Source organism: Agrobacterium sp. 16-2014-1-2a (assembly GCF_053522705.1).
Genome location: NZ_JBNWBX010000004.1, coordinates 75229 through 99125, shown reverse-complemented (window position 1 = coordinate 99125; position 23897 = coordinate 75229). Strand labels below are relative to the sequence as shown.

Below are 23897 nucleotides of genomic sequence, written 5' to 3'. Positions count from 1 at the left end.
TATATCGCACAAATGGAGCGTGACATGGCCGTCAATGAAAGAGACATGATGGGCGGTCTCGCCAAGGGGCTGAAGGTGATCGAGGCGTTCAGCGCCGAGCGCCCGCGCCTGTCCATATCCGATGCCGCTGACATCGCAGGCCTTGACCGCGCCACCACGCGGCGCTGTCTGCTGACACTGTCGGAAATGGGTTACGCCGCCTATGACGGCAAGTTCTTCACTGTGACCCCCAAGGTTCTGCGGCTTGGCACCGGCTGTCTTGCCACCATGCCGCTGCCGCGCATCGTCCAGCCCCTTCTCGACCGTCTCTCGGAAGAGATCGGCCACAGCACATCAGTCTCCATTCTGGACGATACCGAAATCGTCTACGTGGCGCGCGCCGCCCAGCAGCGGGTAATGTCCATCGCCCTCATGCCTGGCTCGCGCCTGCCCGCCTATTGCACCTCCATGGGCCGCGTTCTCCTCTCAGCCCTTACACCGGAACGGCAGCGCGAGGTCCTGGAACACTCGCGGCTGGTGGCACGGACGGAAAAGACGATGACCGGTATCGACGCCCTGCTCGACGAACTCGAGGCGACCCGCAATCGTGGTTATGCCCTGATCGATCAGGAGGTGGAGATCGGCCTTCGCTCCATTGCCGTGCCGGTGAAAACCGTGCGCGGGCAGACGGTCGCAGCACTCAATGTCGGGCTTGCCGCCTCGGTAGCGTCCATGGAGGATCTGGTGGAACGTTATTTGCCGCCACTGCTTTCCGTCCAGCGTGAGTTGGGAAGAATGCTTGCCTGAGATGAGGCCGAAGCCGCGCCGTCATCTCCCATTTTCCGCCGTTCAGCCAATCGCCATGCCCGCGGTGTCATGCCTGTTTCCCGCTTGAAGAAGCGGTTGAAATAGGCCGGGTCGGCAAAACCGAGATCTTCCGCAATCATCTGCACGGTCGATACGGTGAAGATCAGTTCCTGCTGGGCGATCTCGATCTGGCGCCTGGCGACAAGCCGTTGCAGGCTGAGGCCGGAAACGGAACGGACGAGACGGTTGAGATGGGTCTCGGAAAGGCCGAGCTTCTGCGCATAAAACGCCGCCTTGCGCGGCTCGCGAATATGTCGGGCGATCAGTGACAGCAGGAGTTCGAAGCGCTGTTCCGCAGGGCCTTCCCCGGTTCTTTCCAGTAGAGGCCGCGCCGCTCGCGCAAGAAGCGCAGCCACGGTGGCAAGCTGACCTTCGATCATCGCCTCCCGGCCTATCTCGTGGCTTTCATACTCCGCGGAGATATGTTCGAAATCCCTGCGCAATCGCTCGCCCTCGGAGAAATCCTGCAACGGCAACAACACGGGCTGCTGGAAATTCCGCAGCAGCAGCGCCTGTACGGATGCGGCAAGCGCGCCGGGCAGCACGGTGACGATCACCCCGCCAATATCGCGCGAAAAACGAAAGCCGTGCTCGAAACCCGGCGGCACGACAATGGCGACCGGTGGGCGGATAGCCTCGGTGAGGCCATCCAGCAATGCATCGCCCTCGCCGCCCCAAATGTACAAGATTTGCAGGAACGCGGCATGCCGGTGCAGGCCGATTTCAAAGCGATGCAGGCTGCTTCTGGAAAAAAGCGTCTCGCAATGAAAGCGGAAAGCGGTTCCTTGCGCTGTCTCCTCGCCATATAGGCCTTCATTCGCCGCAACCCGCATGTCACCCCCAGCTCCCCGCATCATGGTCGAATTGTGCAATTTACGGATCAAAAAGTCCATTGAGCTTGTCGCGCGCTTTGGTCAATTTCCTGACAGGAGACAATTCCGGGAGGAAAATAATGCGCACCAAGGTCGTCATCATCGGCTCCGGTCCTTCGGGTCTGCTGCTTGGCCAGCTGCTTGCCAATGAAGGCATCGATACCGTCATTCTCGACCGGGCCGGCAAGGACTACATCCTCGGTCGGGTCCGCGCCGGGGTGCTGGAAGAAGGTACAGTGCACCTTCTGGAAAAAGTTGGCGCCGACAAACGCCTGCACAAGGAAGGTCTGCCACATGACGGTTTCTCGCTGACCTTTGACGGGCGCGATCACCGTATCGACCTCTTCGATCTTACCGGCGGCAAACGGGTAATGGTCTACGGTCAGACGGAGGTGACGCACGACCTGATGGATGCCCGCGAAAAAGCGGGGCTTACCACAATCTATGAAGCCTTGAATGTGGAGCCTCATGATTTCGATGGTGCCAGCCCCTATGTGACCTATGAAAAAGACGGCGTAAGCCATCGGATAGATTGTGATTTTATTGCCGGATGCGATGGGTTTCACGGCGTCAGCCGCAAATCCGTACCTGAGCGCTCGATCAAGGAATTCGAGAGGATATACCCCTTCGGCTGGCTCGGTATTCTGGCCGAAGTGCCGCCTGTCAGCCACGAACTCATCTATGCCAACCATCCCAGTGGTTTTGCTCTCTGTTCCATGCGCTCGCACACGCGCAGCCGCTATTACCTGCAATGTTCGCTGGAAGACCGGCCGGAGGACTGGAGCGATGAGCGCTTCTGGGATGAAATCCGCCGCCGCCTGCCGGAAAACCATGCCGATGCCCTGGTGACCGGGCCGTCATTTGAAAAATCCATCGCACCGCTTCGGTCCTTCGTGTGTGAACCGATGCGCTTCGGGCGGTTGTTTCTGGCGGGCGACGCCGCCCACATCGTGCCGCCGACCGGCGCCAAGGGCCTCAACCTTGCTGCCAGCGACGTGCATTATCTCAGCGAGGCGCTCATCGAATTTTATCGTGAAGGGTCGGAAGCGGGCATCGATTACTATTCGCAGAAAGCGCTATCCCGCGTCTGGAAGGCCGTGCGGTTTTCCTGGTGGATGACGACAATGATGCACCGCTTTCCCGATACCGGCGAATTTGGCCAGCGCATCCAGGAAGCGGAGCTGGATTACCTCGTGCATTCCCGCGCTGCCTCCACGGCGCTTGCGGAAAACTATGTCGGGCTTCCCTATTAGGAAACAGTTTCGGGCTTCGGGTCGAGCAGTTCGCGCGCAGCTTCGCGAATGGCCTGTATCAGCAGCGACAGCGGCAGTGAGGGCTGCGTATCGGCCCGCACCGTCAATCCGACCGGGCCGCTGGTATCGCCGGTATCGACCGGCAGGATAGCCAGAGTTCCATCTGCCACATCGCCTGCGACCACGCCTTCCGAAATGATCCAGACGGCATCACTGGTGCGCAGGAACGCGCGGCCAAACGCATCCGATACCGTTTCGATGCGGATCGGCAAGGCCGGCACCCCATTGGCGATCAGGAACTGCTCGACGATGGGACCGATTACCGACTGGCGGGTGGGGATCAATACCGGGAACTCGTGCAGGTGATCGAAAACCGAAATGCCCGGCGACAGCAGCGGATGGCCGGCGCGCACGACGAACCGCACCTTTTCGGAATAGAGATGCTCGAAGGAAAAGCCCGCCATCTTTTCCGGCGCAGCCAGGCGCCCGACGACGAGATCCAGATCGCCGACGCGCAACTGCTCCAGAAGAACGGCATTGTCACCGGTGACGATCTTGACCGGGCTGCCGGTTTTTTCCGAAAGAAACCCAGCCATGGCTTTCGGCATGATCCTCACCGAAACGGTCGGCAAGGCACCGACGCGAACCGGCGGGCCGGCACGCGCCGCCTCCTGCGAGACGGAATCGACCGCATGGCGAAGTGCCGTCATCGTCGCCCCGGCATGGCGCAGGAACACCTCGCCATAGCGGCTGATGCGGATGCCGCGCCCCTCGCGGTCGAACAGCGAGACGCCGAGAATCTCCTCGAGTTCGCGGATGGTTTTCGTTACCGCCGGCTGGCTGACATGCAGGATTTCCGCCGCACGAATGACGCTTTTCTGGCGCGCCACCTCCACGAAGGTCTGAAGATGCCGGAACTTTATACGCTGCTCGACCATCGAACATATAATCCATTGGTTATATTTTTCACCGATAATGTCATTTTACTTAACCGGAACGTGCTTGCAATATCGTCAACAGGAGGACGTACATCATGCATTTTCTGCGCTGTGGCGAAAACGCGATCCATTATCGTGCGCACGAACTGGAAAGCGGCAAGCCGGTCATCGCCTTTATCAATTCGCTTGGCACCGATTTCCGTATCTGGGATGCGGTGATTGCGGAACTTGGCGACAAATATGCTTTCGTCCTGCACGACAAACGTGGCCATGGCCTGTCCGATATCGGCCGCCCTGCCTATTCGATAGACGATCACGCGGACGACCTGATTGCCATCCTCGATCATCTTTCCGTCAACAATGCGGTCATCTGGGGTCTGTCGGTCGGTGGACTGGTTGCACAGGGAATTTATGCCCGGCGTCGCGATCTCGTGCGTGCCCTTGTGCTCAGCAATACCGCCCACAGGATCGGCACCGCCGAGATGTGGAACGCGCGCATCGACAAGATCGCCGCTGATGGCCTTGCCTCGCTGATCGATCCGGTGATGGAGCGCTGGTTCACACCAGCCTTTCGCCAGCCGGAAAACGTGGTTTATGCGGGCGCGCGCAACATGCTTTCCCAACAGCCGGAGGCCGGTTACAGCGGCACCTGCGCCGCCATACGCGATGCCGATTTCACGCACGAAGCGGGCCGCATCGCTGTTCCGACGCTCTGTGTGGCGGGCGATGAAGACGGGTCGACACCGCCAGCACTGGTGAAATCGCTGGCGGACCTCATTCCCGCAAGCCGTCTCGCCACCATTGCACGCTGCGGCCACATTCCTTGCCTTGAACAACCGCTCGCCTATGCGCAGGCGGTCGGTGATTTTCTGAAGACCTTGCCGGAGCACTGACAGATGGCGGACAATATCGACAAGAACGAGAGATTTGAGCAGGGCATGAAAACGCGCCGCGCCGTGCTCGGTGACGCGCATGTCGACCGCGCGCAGACGGTGACAACGGGGTTCGACCAGCCGTTTCAGCAGCTCATCACCGAAGCGGCCTGGGGCACGGTGTGGTCCGGTAACCACTGGACGAAGCGCGAGCGCTCGATGGTCACCATCGCCTTGCTTGCCGCACTCGGTCAGGACGAGGAGCTCGCCATGCACGTGCGCGCCACCGCCAATACCGGCGCCACCGAAGCGGATATTCGCGAAGCGCTGCTGCATGTCGCAATCTATGCCGGCGTGCCCGCCGCCAACCACGCTTTCAAGACCGCCAAGCTTGCTCTGGCCGGCATGAAAGCCGATAGTTCCCGCGACGAGGAGGAGACGAAATGAGTAATACAAAGCCCGAAACGGGGCCGTTCTTCGCACGCGACCGCGACATTCATCCGCTGGCCTATGCTCCCTGGTACAAGACCTCTATCCTGCGTTCTCCGAAGCGCGCCCTGATTTCGCTGGAAGGCACCAAAAGCGAGATCACCGGGCCGGTTTTCGGCCACAGCCTGCTGAACGAGCTGGATAACGACCTGATCCTCAATTATGCCCGCCCTGGCGAAATGCCGATTGGCCCGCGCATTCTGGTCCACGGCCGGGTGCTGGACGAGCGCGGCCGCGGCGTGGACGGTGCGCTCGTGGAATTCTGGCAGGCCAATGCCGGCGGGCGGTATCGCCACAAGAAGGAAACCTATCTCGCCGCCATCGATCCGAATTTTGGCGGCGTCGGCCGCACGATCACGGATGAGAACGGTTATTACTGGTTCAAGACCATCCAGCCGGGCGCTTACCCCTGGCCGAACGGCGTCAACGACTGGCGGCCTGCCCATATCCACTTCTCGGTCTTCGGCCACGGTTTTGCCCAGCGGCTGATAACCCAGATGTATTTCGAAGGCGATCCGCTGATCTGGAAATGTCCGATCGTCAAAACCATCCCGGACGAGGATGCGATCAAGCGGCTGATCGCGCCGCTGGATATGAATTCAAACATTCCCATGGACATGCTGGCATACAAGTTCGACATCGTGCTTCGCGGCCGCCGCTCCACGTTTTTCGAAAATCGCAAGGAAGGCAACTGATCATGGTCCAGCCGCTCGGTTATCTCAAGGAATCAGCGTCGCAGACGGCAGGCCCATATGTCCATATCGGCTGCACCCCCAATTTCGTTGGCATCGAGGGCGTGTTCGAAAAGGACCTGGGCTCCGGCGCGCTCTATAACGACAAGGCTCGCGGCGAACGCATAAGCGTGCGTGGCACGGTCTACGACGGCGCTGGCATGCCGCTTAAGGACGCCCTGATCGAAATCTGGCAGGCGGATACGGACGGTTATTACAACAGCCCCAGCGAAACACGCGGCAAGGCAGATCCGAATTTCACCGGCTGGGGCCGCTCGCCCGGCGACATGGATACCGGCGAATTCATCTTCGACACCATCAAGCCCGGCAAGGTGCCCTTCCGCGACGGCCGGTGGATGGCGCCGCACATCACTTTCTGGATCGTGGCGCGCGGTATCAATATCGGCCTGCAAACCCGCATGTATTTTCCCGAGGAGCAGGAGGCCAATGCCGCCGATCCGGTCCTTGCCCGCGTCGAGCAGAAAAGCCGCATCGCCACCCTTGTCGCCAAAAAGGAGGAAGGAAACATCTATCGTTTCGATATCCGCCTTCAGGGCGAGGGCGAAACCGTGTTTTTCGATATCTGAGCGGAGCTGTAACCTGAGATGAGCCTTTCCCCCTTCGAACATCCGTTTCTCTCCGGCCTTTTTGGCGACAGCGAAATCGTTGAGCTGTTTTCGGCCAGAGCGGATATCGATGCCATGATCCGTTTCGAGACGGCGCTGGCGCAGGCGCAAGCCGGGGCGGGCGTCATTGAAGCGGATGCGGCGGATGCGATCGTCTCCCGCCTTTCCGATTTTGCCGCCGATACCACCGCGCTTCGCCATGGCGTCGCCAAGGACGGCGTTGTGGTGCCGGAACTTGTCCGGCAGATGCGGGCGGCGGTTGCCGGTACTGCGGCGGAAAAGCTGCATTTCGGCGCCACCAGCCAGGATGTCATCGATACCAGCCTGATGCTGCGGCTGAAGGCGGCAGCGGAAATCATCGCGGCACGGCTCGGTCGCCTCATCGATACGCTGGGTGATATTGCGGCCCGCGATGGCAGCAACCCGCTGACGGGATATACTCGCATGCAGGCCGCCATCGCCATCACGGTCGGCGACAGGGTGGCAAGCTGGATCGATCCGCTGGAACGGCATCTGGTTCGGATCGACACGTTTTTGCAGCACGGTTTTGCCGTCCAGTTCGGCGGCGCGGCCGGCACGCTGGAAAAGCTCGGCGACAATGCCGGCACTGTCCGCGCCGATCTCGCAAAGCGTCTCGGCCTTTCTGACAGGCCGCAGTGGCACAACCAGCGCGACGGTATCGCCGAGCTTGCCAATCTGCTGTCGCTCGTCACCGGCACGCTTGGCAAGTTCGGGCAGGATATCGCGCTTCTGGCCGAAGTCGGCGCCGAAATTCGCATGAGCGGCGGGGGTGGTTCCTCGGCGATGCCGCACAAGCAGAACCCGGTCAATGCGGAAACGCTGGTGACGCTGGCACGCTTCAACGCCGTGCAGATTTCGGCATTGCACCAGTCTCTCGTTCACGAACAGGAACGTTCGGGCGCGGGCTGGATGCTCGAATGGCTGTCGCTGCCGCAAATGGTGACGGCTACGGGGTGCTCACTCCTGATCGCCGAGCGCCTCGCGGGGCAGATCGACCGGCTGGGAGCAAGCGAAGAATAAAGAGGGAATGACAGATTTTCGCGAGGACTGAGCGGCCTTCGGGCGCTTTTGCCAGCGAGATGGGAATGGCGCGGGCGCGCGATGAAAACTCTTGCGACCAATCACATTAGTCGTTGATAAAAAACGACTTTCTTGAACAAGATGAATGAAGAAAAAGTGATCTTTAAGCTGTTTCTAACCGGAGTTGGCGCTTGACACAAAATTGAACTAACTGGTACAAACATTCAGGTTAACGCTATGCTGGCACAGAAGTGTGGAGCTTCCCCGGCACGGTAAAAACAAACGGAGGGCTTTGGAGCCACAGGCTTTCCAAAGCGATGCGAACAAGGCGAAACGTCTGTTCGGACCCGAACGGGTTGGGAGGAAATATGTCTTACAGTCTCGATTTTTCGGCGGTCATAGACCGTCTGCCCGAGCTGCTTCTGGCCTGTCTTGCAACGATCGGCCTTGCAATCGCCGGCATGTCGCTTGCCACCGTCATCGGGGTTCTCGGCGTCGTGGCCCGCCGCTCGCGCTTCAAGCTGCTGCGCGGTCTGGTAATCGGGTTCGTGGAAGCCATTCGCAACACGCCGTTTCTGGTGCAGATATTCTTCATCTTCTTCGCCCTGCCGCAAATCGGCATCAAGCTTAACCCCACGGTCACGGCAATCATTGCGCTTGCGTTGAACGGCGGCGCCTATGCCATCGAAATCATTCGCGGCGGCGTCGATTCCATTCCCAAGGGCCAGGTTGAGGCGGGATTGGCGCTTGGCCTGCACCGGGCGCAGATCTTCCGGCACATCATTCTGAAGCCGGCGCTTCGGGCGGTCTATCCGTCACTCACCAGCCAGTTCATCATGCTGACGCTGACCACTTCGGTCTGTACCTCGATTGCGGCTTACGAGCTGACCTCGGTGGCCCAGCAGATCGAAGCGGACACCTTCCGCTCCTTTGAGGTCTATTTCTCGATCACGCTGCTTTATCTGGTCATTTCCTCGCTGATGATGGGGGTATTTTCCCTCATCTCCCGCACATCGTTCAGCTATCCGGTCAAGTGAGGAAAAGACAATGGCATCCATCGGTTCCAACGAATTGTTCTTCCTGCTGCAGGGCCTGAAATGGACCCTTGCGCTGACCCTGATCGGCTTCATCGGCGGCGGCATTTTCGGTCTTTGCGTCGCGCTTGGCCGCGTTGCCGAAACCCCGGCGATCCAGCGCGCCAGCACAGGCTTCATCGCGATTTTCCAGGGCACACCGCTCCTGATGCAGCTTTTCGTCGTTTATTACGGCGTGGCGCTTGCGGGCCTGAATGTGGATGCCTGGATTGCGGTCGCCATTGCATTCACCCTGCATGCCAGCGCCTTTCTGGGTGAAATCTGGCGCGGTGGCATCCAGGCTGTGCCGAAGGGTCAGACCGAAGCCGCCAACGCGCTTGGCCTGCACTACGTGTCGCGAATGAAGGACGTGGTTCTGCCGCAGGCCTTCAAGATTTCGCTGCCCGCCACCATCGGTTTTCTGGTGCAGCTCATCAAGGGCACGTCGCTTGCCGCCATTGTCGGCTTCGTCGAACTGTCCCGCGCCGGCCAGATCGTCTCCAACCAGACGTTCCGTCCGCTGACGGTCTTTGCCATCGTCGGCATCATGTATTTCCTGATCTGCTGGCCGCTTTCCCTGTGGGGCGCCAGTGTAGAAAAGCGGATGCAAGCCGCTTCCCGCTAACACCCATCAACATGTCATCAAGCTTTGTAAGGAGGAGCAAAAGATGAAATCCAACGGTAAATTCTCACGTCGCACCCTGCTCGCGCTCGCCGCAGCAACGGTCGCCCTGCCCTTTATCGCACCGGTCGACGCCTTCGCCGGCACGGTGGATGAGGCCAAGGCCAAGGGCAAGGTCGTAATCGGCATTCAGGGCGACAATTCGCCATGGGGCTTCGTCAATTCGAGCGGCGTTCAAGACGGCCTCGATGCCGATATCGGCAAGGCGTTTGCCGAATATCTCGGCGTCAAGGTGGAATTCGTACCGCTTGCCGTGGCAAACCGCATTCCGGCCCTTCTGACGGGCAAGGTCGACCTGCTGTTCGCAACCATGGGCATGACCGCCGAGCGCGCCAAGACCATCCAGTATTCCAAGCCCTATGCCGGTAACGTGCTTTCCGTCTACGGCCCCAAGGACAAGAAGATCGGCAACTATGACGATCTGACCGGCGTCTCCGTCGGCGTTCCGAAGTCCAGCGCCATGGACACGGCGATCACGGCAGGTGCAGGCTCCAAGGCCAAGATCCTGCGCTTTGACGATGATGCCGCCAACATTCAGGCACTGATTTCCGGCCAGGTCGAGGTTGTCGGTGGCAACCAGTTTTATGGCGACCGCCTCAATCAGGCTGCCAACGGCAAATACGAGCCGAAGTTCGACCTGACGACGCTTTACAACGGCGCCGGCACCCGTCCGGGTGAAAAGGACTGGAACGAAACCGTCAACGCCTTCCTCGACAAGATCAAGTCGGATGGCCAGCTTGCCAAGATCTACGACAAGTGGATGAAGCGCGAAGTTCCCGCTTTCCCGGAAAGCCTGCCGGATATTCCTTTCACCGTGAAGTGAAGACCGGAAGAGGCTGGATTGGGAGGAGTAACCAATGGGAATCTTTAACAAACAGACGCGTTGGCGAACAGCCATCGCCATCGGATTGGCAGCAGCTTTGCTGCCAATCCTGACACCCGCAGGCGCAGAAGCCAGAACACTTGACGAAGCAAAGTCCAGCGGCAAGATCATCATCGGCATTCAGGGCGACAACGCGCCCTGGGGCTTCATAAACTCCTCTGGTGTTCAGGAAGGTTATGATGCGGATTTAGCCCGCGGGTTTGCGGACTATCTTGGACTGAAAGTGGAGTTCGTACCGCTTGCAGTCGCCAACCGCATCCCGTCGCTTCGCACCGGAAAGGTCGATGCCCTGTTCGCGTCGATGGGGATGACGCCGGAACGCGCGAAAAACGTACAATATGCGCAGCCTTACGCGCATAACGTCATGTCGGTCTATGCCACCAAGGACAAGAAGATAGCCAACTTCGACGATCTCACGGGAATGACCGTCGGCGCGCCGAAATCCAGTCCGATGGACACGGCTTTGACCGCAGGTGCCGGTACCAAGGCAAAAATTCTGCGTTTCGACGATGACGCCGCCACCATTCAGGCGATCCTGTCGGGCCAGATCGAGGCAATCGGCGGCAACCAGTTTTATGGTGACCGTCTCGCAGCGGCTGGCGGCAAGGATTACGAGGTAAAGTTCGACCTCGTGACCCTCTACAACAGCGCCGCCACGCGCCCCGGTGAAAAGGACTGGAACGAGGCACTCAACGCTTGGCTCGACAAAGCCAAGGCCAATGGCGAGCTCGCAAAAGTCTATGCCAAATGGATGAAGCGCCCGGTTCCGGACTTCCCGGCCTCGCTTCCTGACATTCCCTACACCGTTAACTAACGCTGCTTCCCAGCATGAAGGAAAGTTCCATGTCGCAATCCTCCGCCGCACAGGCTCCGCTGATCGCCCTTGAAGGGGTTGGAAAGTGGTATGGAGCCTTCCATGCGCTGAAAGGCGTCAACATGACGGTTCGCAAAGGTGAAAAAATCGTTCTTTGCGGCCCGTCGGGTTCAGGAAAATCCACCCTTATCCGCTGCATCAACCATCTGGAAGAAATCCAGGAGGGCAAGATCACGGTCGAGGGAACCACGCTTTCGGATTCGACCCGCGCCATCGATGCGGTTCGCCGTGAAGTGGGCATGGTGTTCCAGAGCTTCAATCTCTTCCCGCACAAGACCATCATGGAAAACTGCACCCTGGCGCCCATGCGGGTGAAGGGCCTGTCGAAAGCCGATGCGGAAGCGACCGCGCGCAAATATCTGGAGCGCGTGCGCATTCTCAATCAGGCCGATAAATATCCGGCGCAGCTTTCCGGCGGCCAGCAGCAACGCGCAGCGATTGCCCGTGCGCTCTGCATGGAGCCGAAAGCCATGCTGTTCGATGAGCCGACTTCGGCGCTTGATCCGGAAATGGTCAAGGAAGTGCTCGACACGATGATCGGTCTTGCCCGCGACGGCATGACGATGATCTGCGTGACCCATGAAATGGGCTTTGCCCGGCAGGTTGCCGACCGTGTGGTCTTCATGTCGGAAGGCGAAATCATCGAGGAAGGCCCGCCGGACGAGTTCTTCCGCGATCCCAAGCACCAGCGTACCCGCACATTCCTCGGCGAAATTCTCGCCCATCACTAAGGCTCACCCGGAGCCGACAGGCAGGCGGGGATGCCCCCCGCCTCTCCCACCACGTTCGATGAGCGATGACCTGAACATGACAGACACCAAATCCTTCAAGGTCGGCCTGATTGGCGCCGACATCCAGCTTTCCAAATCTCCCGCGCTGCACATGCGCGAAGGGGCTGCCCACGGCCTCGATTATTCCTATGAGCTTGTCGATGTCGTGGCGCGCAAGCTGCCGGAAAGCGCGCTTCCCGATCTGCTCAATGAGCTGGAATCGCGCGGCTTTGCCGGCACCAACATTACCCATCCATTCAAGCAGGCGGTACTTCCGCACCTGCATGAATTGTCTGATGATGCCCGCATGCTCGGCGCGGTCAACACCGTCGTCTTCAAGGACGGACGTCGCATTGGGCACAATACGGACTGGTACGGATTTTACGAAAGCTTCATGCGCGGCCTGCCGGATGCGAAACGCGACCGGGCGCTGCTGGTCGGTGCTGGTGGTGCAGGCGTTGCGGTGGCCCATGCGGCGCTGAAACTCGGCATTACTCATCTCGATATCTGCGACCGCGATTTCAGCCGCGCCGAGCATCTGGCTGCCGAACTCAACGCCCGTTTTGGCGAAGGCCACGCCTTTGCCGTGAAAGACCCGGCAGATTCCCTGCCCTTCGCGGATGGGTTGATCCACGCCACACCGATGGGCATGCCCGCCCATCCCGGCATGCCGGTCAAGGCCGACCTCCTTGAACAACGGCACTGGGTGGCCGATATCGTTTATATGCCGCTGGTGACCGAGCTTCTGGCGACGGCGGCCCAAAAAGGCTGTCGCACCCTGCCCGGCGGCGGCATGACGGTGTTTCAGGCTGTTGGCGCGTTTCGGCTGTTCTGCGGCCGTGAACCTGATGCCGAACGCATGACGGCACATTTTACCGAAATTTGCACGAAAGAGGGTGTGGCGTGAGCCTTTTCACCATACTTAACGGACCGAACCTCAACCTGCTCGGCCAACGCCAGCCGGAAATCTACGGCTACGAAACGATGGCCGATGTGGAGGCCAATTGCCGCGCGATTGCCGAGGCGGCGGGCCACGAGATATTCTTTGCCCAGAGCAACCGGGAATACGAGCTGATAGACTGGATCCATGCGGCGCGCGGCACATCGGCAGGAATCGTCATCAATCCCGGTGCCTTTACCCATACCTCGGTGGCGATCCTCGATGCACTCAACACCTTCGAGGCACCGGTGATCGAGGTTCACATTTCCAACATCCACAAACGGGAGATCTTCCGCCACCATTCCTATATCTCGACGCGCGCCGAAGGCGTGATCGCCGGTCTCGGCATCGAAGGTTACGGGGTGGCGCTCAGCCACCTCATCGGCCGTCTTTCCCGATCTTCGTGATATGGTCAGGGCTCAGCACATATCGCAACACCATGTCGCTGACGTGATGCGACAATGTTTGCTGACCCTTCTCGGTAAACAGCCCGTCGCCGAAGATGAACGAGAAGGTTGCGACGTTCGAGACGTTGAAAAAGGACAGCGCGCTGATCTGCCAGTGCAGTTCCAGCGCATTGATGCCGTTGCGGAAAATGCCGCTCTTCTGGCCGCGCAGCAGCACGCTTTCCAGGGCATCGATGGCCGGCCGGTTGAGCTGGCGGATCGTTCCGGACGATTGCATGTGCCGGCCGTGATGAATGTTCTCGATCATCACCATTCGGATGAAAGCCGGGTTGCGGCGATGGTGATCGAAAGTGAACCGACAGAGCTTTTCCAGCGCCGCAACCGGTTCCAGACCATCCAGCTCCAGATCGCTCTCGCCGCCACGCACCTTGGCATAGGCTTCTTCAAGAACGCGCTGGTAAAGCCCTTCCTTGTCGGTAAAATAATAATAGATCATCCGCTTGGATGTACGCGTGCGGGCGGCGATCTCGTCGATGCGCGCCCCCGACAGGCCGTTTTGCGAAAACTCCTCCATCGCAACGGAAAGAATGTCTCGGCGCACGCCTTCCGGATCGCGCTTCGCCTGCCGGGTTTCGCTGGTGCCGTTCGAAGTTGCGCTTTTTGTCATGATCCATCCATCAGCAGGGTATACGGCTTGCCGCCGCACCCCTATTATTAACCAATTAGTACATAACGCTGAAAAGGAACGCAATATGGCGAGCTATGACACAGGCAAACAGGGTGTGCCAATGCGTACTTCCATCGCCACCGTCTCCATCAGCGGCGAATTCCCGGAGAAACTGGCGGCCATTGCCAAGGCCGGTTTCACCGGTGTGGAGATTTTCGAGAACGATTTCCTGACCTACGACGCCTCGCCGCGCGAGGTGAAGGCCCTTGCGGCGGATCATGGGCTGGATATCACGCTTTTCCAGCCGTTCCGCGATTTCGAAGGCATGCCGGAACCGCACCGCGCCCGCGCCTTCGAGCGCGCAGGGCGTAAATTCGACATCATGGGCGAACTCGGGACCGATCTGATGCTGATCTGCTCGAATGTCTCGCCGGTGTCGCTGGGTGGCATAGACCGCGCCGCCGCCGATTTCCATGAGCTTGGCGAGCTTGCGTCCAGGCACGGTGTTCGCGTGGGTTACGAGGCGCTGGCCTGGGGCCGGCACATCAGCGATCATCGTGATGCGTGGGAAGTGGTGCGCCGCGCAGATCACCCCAATGTCGGTATCATCCTCGACAGCTTCCACACGCTGTCGCGCAAGATCGATCCCAACTCCATCCGCTCCATTCCCGGCGACAAGATCTTCATTGTGCAATTGGCCGACGCACCGCTGATAGACATGGACCTGTTGTACTGGAGCCGCCATTTCCGCAACATGCCCGGCGAAGGCGATCTGCCGGTGGTGGATTTCATGCGCGCTGTCGCGGCAACCGGTTATAGCGGCCCGCTGTCGCTCGAAATCTTCAACGACCAGTTCCGCGGTGGCTCGGCGCGCCTTTTGGCTGAGGACGGCCATCGTTCGCTCATCAACCTCATGGATCAGGTGCGCCGTCTGGAGCCCGACATCCGCATCGAGGCGCCCGCCATGCCTGAGCGGGTGCAGACGGAAGGCGTGGAGTTTGTCGAGTTCACAACGGCGCCGGAGGAAAAGGCCAATCTGGAAGCGCTGCTCGCCACACTCGGTTTTGATAAAACCGCGAGGCACCGCAATCGCGATGTCGATCTCTATACGCAGGGCGACATTCGCATCGTCATCAATACCGGCGGTACCGGTGAGAGTTTCGCCGGTGCATCCTACTCCATCCACGGCACCAATGCCTATGCGTTCGGCCTGAAGGTCGATGATGCGCAGGCAGCACTTGCGCGTGCGGCAGCGCTGGGCGCACCGACATTCGCCGAACCGCGCAAATCCGGCGAAGTCGCGGTTCCAGCCATTCAGGGCGTGGGCAATGGCGTCATCTATTTCCTCGACGGGTCCACGGCGCTCGCCTCCATCTGGGACAATGAATTCGCACCGGATGCGACGACAGCAGCAGGCAATACCGGACTGACCCGCATCGACCATCTTGCGCAAACCACGCATTACGATGAAATGCTGACCTGGCTTCTGTTCTACACATCGCTGTTTTCAACGCGCCGCACGCCGATGGTGGATGTGGTCGATCCCGGCGGTCTGGTGCGCAGCCAGGCCATAGAAAGCGTGCCCTCCCCGCGTTTCCGCCTGACCATGAACGGTGCCGACAACCGAAAGACCTTCGCCGGCAAATTTCTGGCGGAAGGTTTCGGCACCAGCATCCAGCACATCGCCTTCGCCACGGACGATATCTTCGCCACCGCCAAGGCTCTGCATGCGCGCGGCTTTCACGCCCTGCCGATCTCGCGCAATTATTATGACGATCTGGAGGCCCGCTTCGGGCTGGAACCGGAATTCTCCGACGCACTCCGGGAAGCAAGCATCCTCTACGACCGGGACGACAACGGCGAATATTTCCAGATATACAGCCGCACCTTCGGCGAAGGGTTCTTCTTCGAAATCGTCGAAAGGCGCGGTGCCTACGGCGGATATGGCGCGATGAACGCCCCCTTCCGCATCGCTGCGCAGCGGCGCCTTGCGCCACCGATCGGCATGCCGAAGGAATAGGCGTAGACACCAGTCCACTGGTGCTTCAAAAATGCAAACAGGCCGCAGCCAGCAGGAATGCCGCTGCGGCCTGTCTTTATTTACGCCAGCGTCACTATCTCATAGTCCCGTGGAATGGCGGAGGTGGCCACAAACCATTTAGATGCGCGCGTGCGCTGCTGATGAAAATCGAAAGCAGCGCGGTCCACAAAAAGCTCTTCCACCCTCCAGATCAGGGGGTCTTCGGTCTGCGATACCTCAAAGGAAATACAGCCCGGCTCCGCTCTGGTCAGGCGAATGTGATCGGGTAGATGGCTTTCCACAAGTTGGACATCCTGCACCGATGCGCAACGCAGGAAGCCGGATAGCCTGACCGCACCCGTTCTATTCGTCATACCCGCTATCCTTTTTCAATGGTCTTCGTCCGGCCTGTATCACGCGCAGCGGCACCCGCAACCACTGAAATCGATACACCCTCAATACAGACTAAAACCGTCCCTTAAGCGGGGTCCGGCCCTTCGGCACACCCGCGCCCAAAATAAATGCACTTGCGTATTTGTAGAGCAGTATACAAAAATTGTTCAACACTCTGGACATGATTGTCCTGTTTTGTTAGCTTTTTTGTAAAACAAGGGGTGGGGAATACAAGTTCATGCGCATCATCGATTCTGAGACTGGCAACAGGCATTTTACCGGCACCGGTGAGGTCGCCCGTAGCACTTCGACCAGGTCGCAATTCCCGTATCGACCGGCAGCAGCCAATCTACATCGCGCCTGAAACGCCATGCGCTTTCTTTTTGACACTCCCATCCTCCGGCATAGCGTTTCATCCCGCGCGCCTGCCCCACGCCCTTGCCCCCTCACTATTTCAGATGGCCGCGCCGGCATTGCCGCGCATGCCAAGCCGGAGACGCTGATATGACTGCCGCAAACCGCAACGCCCTCCTCTCGGTTGAAAACCTGAGCGTTGAGTTCGGCGACAGCCGCGTCGTGGACGATATTTCCTTTGCCGTGGAAGCCGGCAGGACAGTGGCGATCGTCGGCGAATCCGGATCGGGCAAATCGGTCACGTCGCTCTCAACCATGCGTCTTGCGGATATGATGGGCGCGACTTACCCCGCCGGTCGCATCATGTTCGAAGGCAAGGATCTGCTGAAGGCATCGCAGAAGGAAATGCGGTCGATCCGCGGCAAGGAGATCGCCATGATCTTCCAGGAGCCGATGACGTCGCTGAACCCGGTCTTCACCATCGGTGACCAGATCTGCGAAGTGCTTGTCCTGCACGAGAAAATGGGCAAGGCGGCGGCCATGGCCGAGGCAAAAAAGTTGCTCGACATGGTGCGGTTGCCGGATGCGGCTGAGCTTCTGCACCGTTATCCGCATCAGCTTTCCGGCGGCATGCGCCAGCGCGTGATGATCGCCATGGCGCTGGCCTGTCGGCCGAAGCTGCTGATCGCCGACGAACCGACGACGGCACTTGATGTCACCATTCAGGCGCAGATCCTCAACATCATGCGCGACCTGCAAAAGAAACTCGGCATGGGCATGGTCTTCATCACCCATGACATGGGCGTGGTGGCGGAAATGGCCGATGACGTCGTCGTCATGTGGAAAGGCAGGAAGGTTGAGGAAGGCCCGGTCAAGGACATCTTCGCCAATCCGCAGCATCCCTATACGCGGGCGCTGCTTTCCGCCGTTCCGCGCCTCGGCAGCATGACCGGCGAAGAGTTTCCCAAGCGCCTTCCGCTCACCGTCCTGCAGGATGGCCAGCCGGTCGTGGTGGGCGAGGAACGCGTGCAGAACACCGCAAAATACGACGAGAAGCCGCTGCTTTCGGTTCGCGACCTGTTCGTTCGCTTCGATATTCGCAAGAACCTGTTCGGCAAGGCGACGCACCGTTGCAGCGCCGTGCAGAAGGTCAGCTTCGACATCCACGCCGGGGAGACACTGGCGCTGGTCGGTGAATCCGGTTCGGGCAAATCCACCATCGGCCGCACAATCCAGCAGCTGCAATCGGCGGTATCAGGCGAAATATCCTTCAACGGCCGCAGCTATTCTGAGATGTCGGCAGCGGAACGTTTCCGCATGCGGCAGGAAGTGCAATATATCTTCCAGGACCCCTTCGCCTCGCTCGATCCGCGCAAGACGGTAGGTTTCTCGATCGCCGAACCGATCAACACCCACGGCCTGATCAACGATGCCAAGGCGGTGCGCCGCCGGGTGGATGAACTGCTGGAACGGGTGGGTCTGAGTTCGGAACATGCATCGCGGTATCCGCACGAGTTTTCGGGCGGCCAGCGGCAGCGTGTCTGCATTGCCCGCGCGCTCGCCTCCGATCCCAAACTCATCATCGCCGACGAAGCGCTGTCGGCGCTCGATGTCTCCATCCAGGCGCAGATCATCAATCTGTTCATGGATTTGCAGGCGGAACGTGGTCTTGCTTACCTGTTCATCAGCCATGACATGGCGGTGGTGGAAAAGATGAGCCACCGCGTCGCGGTGCTTTATCTCGGCCAGATCATGGAAATGGGCAGCCGCCAGCAGGTCTTCGAAACGCCCACGCATGATTATACGCGCCGGCTGCTTTCCGCAGTGCCGGTTGCCGATCCCCTGATCGAGCGCCGCATCGCCATGATCGAGGGCGAAATTCCCAATCCCGTGCGCCGCGTCGGCGATGAGCCCGCCATTCTCGCCCATGAGGAAATCAATCCAGGCCACTTCATCGCGAAGAGTGCCTGAACAATAACCAAAACCGTAACCATCTGAAGAGGAACAGGTAGATGACAAAAATCAAAAAGGGGATGACGGCAACGTTCGTCGCGCTTGCGCTGGCCGGCACGGCCTTCACCGCAGCGCCGGCTTTCGCCGCTGGCAAGATGACCATTTCCAGCCCGCAGGACCCCGGCAGCTGGGATCCGATCGACACCTTCCTGGTGCAATGGGCAGCTGTCGCCACCAACATCTTCGATGGCCTGACCTATCGCGGTCCGGACCTGAAACTCGTGCCCGGCCTTGCCGAATCCTGGGAAGAGCTTGATGAAGGCAAGCGCATCCGCTTCAAGCTGCGCCAGAACGTCAAGTTCCATAATGGCGAGCCCTTCAACGCCGCCGCCGTCAAGTTCACCTTCGAGCGCCTTCTCGGCGAACAGGGTGCCAAGGGCCCGCAGCGCTCCAACTATGTCGCCATCGAAAGCGTCGACGTCATCGACGACTACACCGTCGACATGAAGCTCAAGGCCCCCGATCCGGTGCTTCTGACCAAGCTTGCCGGTTATGGCGGCATGATCGTGCCACCGAAATACATTCAGGAAAAGGGTGAGGACAACTTCAACCTCAACCCGGTCGGCACCGGCGCGTTCAAATTCGTCTCCTATGCGCCGAAGACCAACATTAAGCTGGAAGCCAACCCGGATTATTGGGGCGGCGCACCAAAGCTCTCCGAACTGGAATTCCGCTTCATCGCCGAGCCGGCGACCGCGGTTGCCGAATTGCAGGCCGGCCGCGTCGATCTCGTCATTCCTCCCACCATCCCGATTGGCATGATCCCGGTCATCGAAGGCGATTCCAAGCTGGAGATCGTCAGCGTTCCAGGCCCGACGGTGGATGCGCTGCGTTTCAACACTCGTGACGGCATCACCGCTGATCCCAAGGTGCGCAAGGCCATCATCATGGCCGTTGATCGCGGCACGATCGTCAAGTCGATCCTTGCCGGTCAGGCCTCGGAAATCGCCAGCTTCCAGAGCGCGCTGTCCTTCGGCTACGACGCCGATCTGAAGCCGCTGCCTTACGATCCGGAAGGCGCAAAGAAGCTGCTCGCGGAAGCCGGCGTCAAGCCGGGTGCGGCGCTGCAGATCGATATCAGAGGCAACGATGCGACGATGAACGAAGTCGCGCAGGTCATCTCCAGCTATCTGTCCATGGTCGGCATCACCGCCACCATCAAGCCCTATGAGACCAACGTGCTCCTGAACGACATCATCCCGCAGGGCAAGACCGGCGCGATGTTCCAGCAGAAGTGGGGCGGCTGGACCTTCGATTACGACAACACGGCCTATTCCATGTACCACTCGGGTGAAAAGTGGAATCCTTACGACAAGGACGAGAAGCTGGACAAGCTGCTGGAATCGCAGCGCCCGCTGACTGACCGAGCCGAGCGCGAAAAGATCCTCAAGCAAGTCGGCGCCTATGCCGCCGAGCGCGCGCTGGAAATTCCGCTTTACAACACCAATGCCATTTACGGCATCAACAAGCGGGTCAAGGGTTTCGTGGCACCGCCGGATAACCGCCTGAAGCTGACCGACGTCACCGTCGAATAATCAGGCTTATCCTCCCTAAAAGCGCCTTGCCCGCCATCCCGCGGGCAAGGTCGGGTCTCTCTTCAAGGTAAAAAACGTGGCCGGTTTCCTCATCAAGCGATTGCTGCAGGCGATTTTCGTCGTCATCGCCATCACCCTTCTCGTTTCCTTCGCCATCCGCCTGACGGGCGATCCGGCTGTCACCATGTTCCAGGGCGGCGGCAGCATGACGGAAGACGATCTGGCGCGCATTCGTGCGGCGCTTGGAACCGACCGGCCGTTCTTCGTGCAATATTTCAGCTTCCTGAAAGGCCTGGTTACGCTCGATTTCGGCCGCAGCTTCACCGGCAGCACGCCGGTATCACGGCTCATCGCCGATGCCCTGCCCGCCACGCTGCTTCTCGCCTTCATCTCCATGGCGGTGTCGATTGCGCTTTCCATTCCGCTCGGCATCAAGGCCGCGACCTCGCGCGGCAAGACGGCCGATCAGGTGATCCGTATCTTCTCGCTCGTCGGCCTGTCATTCCCCAACTTCTGGCTGGCCACCATGCTGGTGCTGCTTTTCTCCATCACGCTCGGCTGGCTGCCGCCAAGCGGCATGGGCGGCTTTGCAAGCTACATCATGCCATCGGTCACCATGGGCGTTATCCTGACGGCTACCAATGTGCGCCTGGTGCGCACGGCGATGCTCGATACGCTGCGCTCGCAATATGTCATGGTGGCGCGCGCCAAGGGCCTCAGCGAAAACAAGGTGCTTTACAAGCATGCGCTGCGTAATTGCGCCATTCCGCTGATTACCTATTTCGGCCTGCAGTTCGGCGGACTTCTCGGCGGCATCGTCGTCATCGAGCGCGTCTTCAACTGGCCGGGTCTCGGCACGCTCGCCTTCGATGCGGTGGGCGCGCGCGACTATCCCGTGCTTCAGGCCGTCATCACCGTGCTGTCGCTGATGATCGTCGGCATCAACCTTCTGGTCGATATCGCCTACGGGCTGGTCGATCCGCGCATCCGCACGGAGTAATTGACGATGGCTGCCAAAACCTCGCGCCTGTCGCGCTTCAACAATCTCGAATTCATCCTCGGCGCCCTGCTTACCGTCGTCATCTGCCTTGCGGTTCTTCTTTCCGACGTGCTGTTTCCGGGCGGTGCCGAAAAGATCGACCTGATGGCGCGCCTTGCCAAGCCCTTCACTAGCGCCGCCCATCCACTCGGCACCGATCCGCTCGGCCGTGACGTACTGGCCCGAGTCGTGGCCGGCGGCAAGATTTCGCTGCTCGTCGGTTTCACCTCGGTCATTGGGGCCGTGGTCTTCGGCGTGATCGTCGGCCTGGTCGCCGGTTATTATCGCGGCTTCTGGGACATGCTGGTCATGCGCTTTGCCGATATCCAGCTCGCCATGCCCTTCATTCTCTTGGCCATCACCTTCATCGCAATTGTTGGCGGCAGCCTCACCAACACCATCATCCTCCTGATCGTCTCGCAATGGGTACAATATGCCCGCCTGGTGCGCGGCTCGGTGCTGACGCTGCGCGAACGGGAATTCATCCTGTCCGCCCGCGCCATTGGCGTGAAGGACTGGCGCATCATCCTCCAGCACCTTCTGCCGAACCTGATCGGCCCGGTCATCGTGCTGATGACGCTCAACGTCGCCAACAACATCCTGCTGGAAAGCAGCCTCACCTTCCTCGGCCTCGGTGTCGATCCGACCATTCCGAGCTGGGGCGGCATGCTGGCGGATGGCCGCACCTATCTGCAAACGGCATGGTGGGTCAGCGTCTTCCCCGGTCTTGCCATCCTTCTGACCGTGCTTGGCCTCAACCTTCTCGGCGACTGGCTGCGCGACAGCCTCGACCCCACCGGCAGAACCTCAAGGTGATCGTGATGAGCCAGATTTTCGACCAGACCTTCAAGCGTACTCTGGATGTGCTTCTCGCCAATGCCGCGCCCGGCCAGTCCTTTGAGGCATGGACGTTCGATGACGCCAAAAGCCGCCGCGAAGCCGAAGAAAGGCTGAAGAAAAAAGGCGTCAGTGCCCGCATCCGCAGCGCCTACAAGCCGCTTCTCTTCACCTTTCTGGAAGAGATCAATCTTGGTGGCGTCGATGCCATCGAGGTGCATTACCCGGTGCACGCCAATGCACCCGCCAATCGTTTCCGGCTGGAGGCCTATCCGCTGGCGGCACTAGCCGGCGACGCAAAGATCGATTTTATCGCCCGCGACGACGACGCCCTTCATTATGACGTTACGCTGAGCCGCAACGGCAAGAAGGAAACCCTGAAGGTTCTCGCTCCCAACCGGGTTCATACCGATATCGTCGGCGAAACCAATGTCTCGCCAACCGGCTGGTTCCGTCCGGCCGGTGACGCTACGGGCGAGCGGCTGGAGACGGATTACGAGCAGCTTTTCGAAGCGGCAATCAATGCCGTTGCCAACCACGGCTGGGGCGATGAGGAACCCTATTTCGAGGAATTGAACATCCGCGTCACGCACCCGTCCGAAGACATGGCGCTGCCGGTCGGGGACGAGGTGATCAGCCTGCGTGAAGCGCTGCACGAGGATTTCTATTTCTCCCTCCTGGAATTCTTCCAGAAGAAGTCCGGCCGGCCGCTGGGCGACCGGGGCCTGAAACCCGGCCAGATTGTTCCGGAAGTCGCCAAAAGCAACGGCGACGTTTCGGTCCGTATCGAGACCCGTGCACTCACCACCACTTTCCTGGATGGCGGCGAACAGCGGATCGACGAGGCCCGCGAACCGGTGGCGGCGGGTCAGATCGCGCGTATGCTTGCCGAGATCGGCGGCGAGGCGTTCGAGGCCCGCTCGCGGTCGGGCCGCGTTCTTGCCGCCCGTTATGTCGCGGGCAGCGATGCCGCCGTGATGATCAGCGGCGGCCAGCATCCCAATGAAACCACCGGCATCGTTGGCGCCGTCCGCGCCGCCCGCAAACTTGCGGAAAGACAGGGCGCGCATTTCACCATTTCGCCGCTGGAAAACCCCGATGGTTATGCCCTGCACCAGCGGCTGCGCGCCGACAATCCACGCCACATGCACCATGCGGCGCGGTATACGGCGCTCGGCGACGATCTCGAATATCGCACGCGAGAAAATTCGGGCGTCCATCTCAACGAGAAGGCAATCCGTTTCAGCGCGCAAGAGATGAGCGGCGCGAGCCTGCATGTGAACCTGCACGGTTATCCCTCGCACGAATGGACCCGTCCGCTTTCCGGTTATGTGCCGCGCAATTTCGCCATGTGGACGCTGCCGAAGGGTTTCTTCCTCATCATCCGCCACCATGCGGATTGGGAAAAGCAGGCGGAAGCCCTGCTCGACCGGGTTACCCGCCATCTCGGCGCCATTCCGGGCCTGCTGGATTACAACAACCGCCAGATCGCGCTTTATGAGATTCACGCCGGTGAAACCGGTTTCCGCATCATCAACGGTTTCCCGTGCCTGTCGTCCATCGACGACCGCCACACAGTGCCGATGACGCTGATTACCGAATATCCTGATGAGACGATCTACGGCGATGACTTCATCACCGGCCACACGGCGCAGATGGAAACGGTTCTTTCCGCTTACGACGCCTGGCAGGATATTTTCGTCGCGGACGTTGCCTGATTTCGAAGCGCCCCCGATTGGGGG

24 protein-coding genes are annotated in these 23897 nt (G+C 59.9%); 20 read left to right on the top strand and 4 right to left on the bottom strand.

What is annotated here, in order from left to right; genetic code table 11:
- Positions 1-24: 24 nt before the first annotated feature.
- A complete protein-coding gene (locus tag ACQZ45_RS14670) occupies positions 25-786 on the top strand; it encodes an IclR family transcriptional regulator (protein ID WP_060642653.1) in 762 nt (253 codons plus the stop codon).
- Here the strand turns inward: ACQZ45_RS14670 and ACQZ45_RS14665 are convergent.
- Entirely contained in the window at positions 732-1679 is a 948-nt protein-coding gene (locus tag ACQZ45_RS14665) for a helix-turn-helix domain-containing protein (protein WP_309510107.1), read from the bottom strand. The two genes, ACQZ45_RS14670 and ACQZ45_RS14665, sit on opposite strands and share 55 nt — an antisense overlap.
- Positions 1680-1798: 119 nt before the next feature.
- On the opposite strand from ACQZ45_RS14665, the gene pobA reads away from it, so the two are divergent.
- Positions 1799-2971, top strand: coding sequence for a 4-hydroxybenzoate 3-monooxygenase (gene pobA / locus ACQZ45_RS14660; RefSeq protein WP_309510106.1), 1173 nt, complete (start codon positions 1799-1801; stop codon positions 2969-2971).
- On the opposite strand, the gene pcaQ is transcribed toward pobA, so the two are convergent.
- Positions 2968-3909 carry a pca operon transcription factor PcaQ gene (gene pcaQ, locus ACQZ45_RS14655; RefSeq protein ID WP_019567002.1) on the bottom strand — a complete coding sequence of 314 codons (942 nt, stop codon included), beginning with the start codon at positions 3907-3909 and terminating at the stop codon, positions 2968-2970. The two genes, pobA and pcaQ, sit on opposite strands and share 4 nt — an antisense overlap.
- A 95-nt stretch (positions 3910-4004) precedes the next feature.
- Here pcaQ and pcaD point away from each other — a divergent pair, with 95 nt between their 5' ends.
- From pcaD to aroQ, 12 genes are all read left to right on the top strand, one after another.
- Positions 4005-4802, top strand: a complete 798-nt coding sequence (gene pcaD, locus ACQZ45_RS14650; RefSeq protein ID WP_309510104.1) for a 3-oxoadipate enol-lactonase — start codon at positions 4005-4007, stop codon at positions 4800-4802.
- Positions 4803-4805: 3 nt separating this feature from the next.
- Entirely contained in the window at positions 4806-5228 is a 423-nt protein-coding gene (gene pcaC, locus ACQZ45_RS14645) for a 4-carboxymuconolactone decarboxylase (protein ID WP_004431033.1), read from the top strand.
- Positions 5225-5965: a protocatechuate 3,4-dioxygenase subunit beta gene (gene pcaH, locus ACQZ45_RS14640; RefSeq protein ID WP_323131631.1), complete on the top strand. Its 741-nt coding sequence runs from the start codon at positions 5225-5227 to the stop codon at positions 5963-5965. Before pcaC ends, pcaH begins: the two co-directional genes overlap by 4 nt.
- A 2-nt stretch (positions 5966-5967) precedes the next feature.
- Entirely contained in the window at positions 5968-6588 is a 621-nt protein-coding gene (pcaG, locus tag ACQZ45_RS14635; RefSeq protein WP_025595017.1) for a protocatechuate 3,4-dioxygenase subunit alpha, read from the top strand.
- An 18-nt stretch (positions 6589-6606) separates the two neighbouring features.
- Positions 6607-7668, top strand: coding sequence for a 3-carboxy-cis,cis-muconate cycloisomerase (locus ACQZ45_RS14630; RefSeq protein ID WP_448742312.1), 1062 nt, complete (start codon positions 6607-6609; stop codon positions 7666-7668).
- 368 nt (positions 7669-8036) lie between these two features.
- The gene (locus tag ACQZ45_RS14625; RefSeq protein WP_004431026.1) at positions 8037-8705 is read left to right on the top strand and encodes an amino acid ABC transporter permease; all 669 of its coding nucleotides are present in this window, start codon (positions 8037-8039) and stop codon (positions 8703-8705) included.
- Between the two features lie 10 nt (positions 8706-8715).
- Entirely contained in the window at positions 8716-9366 is a 651-nt protein-coding gene (locus ACQZ45_RS14620; RefSeq protein ID WP_004431025.1) for an amino acid ABC transporter permease, read from the top strand.
- A gap of 43 nt (positions 9367-9409) precedes the next feature.
- A complete protein-coding gene (locus ACQZ45_RS14615) occupies positions 9410-10246 on the top strand; it encodes a transporter substrate-binding domain-containing protein (RefSeq protein WP_004431022.1) in 837 nt (278 codons plus the stop codon).
- Between the two features lie 34 nt (positions 10247-10280).
- Positions 10281-11120 carry a transporter substrate-binding domain-containing protein gene (locus ACQZ45_RS14610; RefSeq protein ID WP_111801968.1) on the top strand — a complete coding sequence of 280 codons (840 nt, stop codon included), beginning with the start codon at positions 10281-10283 and terminating at the stop codon, positions 11118-11120.
- A 29-nt stretch (positions 11121-11149) separates the two neighbouring features.
- On the top strand, positions 11150-11911 hold the full coding sequence (locus ACQZ45_RS14605) for an amino acid ABC transporter ATP-binding protein (RefSeq protein WP_004431018.1): 762 nt from the start codon (positions 11150-11152) through the stop codon (positions 11909-11911).
- Between the two features lie 58 nt (positions 11912-11969).
- Complete coding sequence (locus ACQZ45_RS14600; RefSeq protein WP_448742311.1) at positions 11970-12857, top strand: shikimate dehydrogenase; 888 nt, start codon at positions 11970-11972, stop codon at positions 12855-12857.
- Positions 12854-13297: a type II 3-dehydroquinate dehydratase gene (gene aroQ, locus ACQZ45_RS14595; RefSeq protein WP_004431014.1), complete on the top strand. Its 444-nt coding sequence runs from the start codon at positions 12854-12856 to the stop codon at positions 13295-13297. The genes ACQZ45_RS14600 and aroQ overlap by 4 nt, the downstream gene beginning before the upstream one ends.
- Here the strand turns inward: aroQ and ACQZ45_RS14590 are convergent.
- Complete coding sequence (locus ACQZ45_RS14590) at positions 13269-13964, bottom strand: TetR/AcrR family transcriptional regulator (RefSeq protein ID WP_004431011.1); 696 nt, start codon at positions 13962-13964, stop codon at positions 13269-13271. The two genes, aroQ and ACQZ45_RS14590, sit on opposite strands and share 29 nt — an antisense overlap.
- Positions 13965-14085: 121 nt before the next feature.
- On the opposite strand from ACQZ45_RS14590, the gene ACQZ45_RS14585 reads away from it, so the two are divergent.
- Positions 14086-15984 (top strand): bifunctional sugar phosphate isomerase/epimerase/4-hydroxyphenylpyruvate dioxygenase family protein, encoded by a 1899-nt coding sequence (locus ACQZ45_RS14585; RefSeq protein WP_448742371.1) that lies wholly within the window; start codon positions 14086-14088, stop codon positions 15982-15984.
- 80 nt (positions 15985-16064) lie between these two features.
- Here ACQZ45_RS14585 and ACQZ45_RS14580 read toward each other — a convergent pair whose 3' ends face one another.
- Positions 16065-16358, bottom strand: coding sequence for a putative quinol monooxygenase (locus ACQZ45_RS14580; protein ID WP_013762362.1), 294 nt, complete (start codon positions 16356-16358; stop codon positions 16065-16067).
- 523 nt (positions 16359-16881) lie between these two features.
- Between ACQZ45_RS14580 and ACQZ45_RS14575 the strand changes: the two genes are divergently transcribed.
- From ACQZ45_RS14575 to ACQZ45_RS14555, 5 genes are all read left to right on the top strand, one after another.
- On the top strand, positions 16882-18702 hold the full coding sequence (locus tag ACQZ45_RS14575) for an ABC transporter ATP-binding protein (protein ID WP_004431005.1): 1821 nt from the start codon (positions 16882-16884) through the stop codon (positions 18700-18702).
- 41 nt (positions 18703-18743) lie between these two features.
- Complete coding sequence (locus ACQZ45_RS14570; protein ID WP_004431003.1) at positions 18744-20279, top strand: ABC transporter substrate-binding protein; 1536 nt, start codon at positions 18744-18746, stop codon at positions 20277-20279.
- Positions 20280-20355: 76 nt separating this feature from the next.
- Positions 20356-21279: an ABC transporter permease gene (locus ACQZ45_RS14565; protein ID WP_003499197.1), complete on the top strand. Its 924-nt coding sequence runs from the start codon at positions 20356-20358 to the stop codon at positions 21277-21279.
- A gap of 6 nt (positions 21280-21285) precedes the next feature.
- Positions 21286-22134 carry an ABC transporter permease gene (locus ACQZ45_RS14560; RefSeq protein WP_004430999.1) on the top strand — a complete coding sequence of 283 codons (849 nt, stop codon included), beginning with the start codon at positions 21286-21288 and terminating at the stop codon, positions 22132-22134.
- A gap of 5 nt (positions 22135-22139) precedes the next feature.
- Positions 22140-23873, top strand: coding sequence for a M14 family metallopeptidase (locus ACQZ45_RS14555; protein ID WP_112493298.1), 1734 nt, complete (start codon positions 22140-22142; stop codon positions 23871-23873).
- Positions 23874-23897 lie beyond the last annotated feature (24 nt).

What these genes read in the sequence shown, in the direction of transcription:
- ACQZ45_RS14670 (WP_060642653.1), top strand. Translation starts at nt 25, where the DNA reads ATGGCCGTCAATGAAAGAGACATGATGGGCGGTCTCGCCAAGGGGCTG.
- ACQZ45_RS14630 (WP_448742312.1), top strand. Translation starts at nt 6,607, where the DNA reads ATGAGCCTTTCCCCCTTCGAACATCCGTTTCTCTCCGGCCTTTTTGGC.
- ACQZ45_RS14560 (WP_004430999.1), top strand. Translation starts at nt 21,286, where the DNA reads ATGGCTGCCAAAACCTCGCGCCTGTCGCGCTTCAACAATCTCGAATTC.
- ACQZ45_RS14590 (WP_004431011.1), bottom strand. Translation starts at nt 13,964, where the DNA reads ATGACAAAAAGCGCAACTTCGAACGGCACCAGCGAAACCCGGCAGGCG.
- ACQZ45_RS14615 (WP_004431022.1), top strand. Translation starts at nt 9,410, where the DNA reads ATGAAATCCAACGGTAAATTCTCACGTCGCACCCTGCTCGCGCTCGCC.
- ACQZ45_RS14620 (WP_004431025.1), top strand. Translation starts at nt 8,716, where the DNA reads ATGGCATCCATCGGTTCCAACGAATTGTTCTTCCTGCTGCAGGGCCTG.
- ACQZ45_RS14570 (WP_004431003.1), top strand. Translation starts at nt 18,744, where the DNA reads ATGACAAAAATCAAAAAGGGGATGACGGCAACGTTCGTCGCGCTTGCG.
- ACQZ45_RS14585 (WP_448742371.1), top strand. Translation starts at nt 14,086, where the DNA reads ATGCGTACTTCCATCGCCACCGTCTCCATCAGCGGCGAATTCCCGGAG.
- ACQZ45_RS14600 (WP_448742311.1), top strand. Translation starts at nt 11,970, where the DNA reads ATGAGCGATGACCTGAACATGACAGACACCAAATCCTTCAAGGTCGGC.
- pobA (WP_309510106.1), top strand. Translation starts at nt 1,799, where the DNA reads ATGCGCACCAAGGTCGTCATCATCGGCTCCGGTCCTTCGGGTCTGCTG.
- pcaH (WP_323131631.1), top strand. Translation starts at nt 5,225, where the DNA reads ATGAGTAATACAAAGCCCGAAACGGGGCCGTTCTTCGCACGCGACCGC.
- ACQZ45_RS14665 (WP_309510107.1), bottom strand. Translation starts at nt 1,679, where the DNA reads ATGCGGGTTGCGGCGAATGAAGGCCTATATGGCGAGGAGACAGCGCAA.
- ACQZ45_RS14575 (WP_004431005.1), top strand. Translation starts at nt 16,882, where the DNA reads ATGACTGCCGCAAACCGCAACGCCCTCCTCTCGGTTGAAAACCTGAGC.
- ACQZ45_RS14625 (WP_004431026.1), top strand. Translation starts at nt 8,037, where the DNA reads ATGTCTTACAGTCTCGATTTTTCGGCGGTCATAGACCGTCTGCCCGAG.
- ACQZ45_RS14555 (WP_112493298.1), top strand. Translation starts at nt 22,140, where the DNA reads ATGAGCCAGATTTTCGACCAGACCTTCAAGCGTACTCTGGATGTGCTT.
- pcaD (WP_309510104.1), top strand. Translation starts at nt 4,005, where the DNA reads ATGCATTTTCTGCGCTGTGGCGAAAACGCGATCCATTATCGTGCGCAC.
- pcaC (WP_004431033.1), top strand. Translation starts at nt 4,806, where the DNA reads ATGGCGGACAATATCGACAAGAACGAGAGATTTGAGCAGGGCATGAAA.
- ACQZ45_RS14610 (WP_111801968.1), top strand. Translation starts at nt 10,281, where the DNA reads ATGGGAATCTTTAACAAACAGACGCGTTGGCGAACAGCCATCGCCATC.
- pcaG (WP_025595017.1), top strand. Translation starts at nt 5,968, where the DNA reads ATGGTCCAGCCGCTCGGTTATCTCAAGGAATCAGCGTCGCAGACGGCA.
- pcaQ (WP_019567002.1), bottom strand. Translation starts at nt 3,909, where the DNA reads ATGGTCGAGCAGCGTATAAAGTTCCGGCATCTTCAGACCTTCGTGGAG.
- ACQZ45_RS14580 (WP_013762362.1), bottom strand. Translation starts at nt 16,358, where the DNA reads ATGACGAATAGAACGGGTGCGGTCAGGCTATCCGGCTTCCTGCGTTGC.
- ACQZ45_RS14605 (WP_004431018.1), top strand. Translation starts at nt 11,150, where the DNA reads ATGTCGCAATCCTCCGCCGCACAGGCTCCGCTGATCGCCCTTGAAGGG.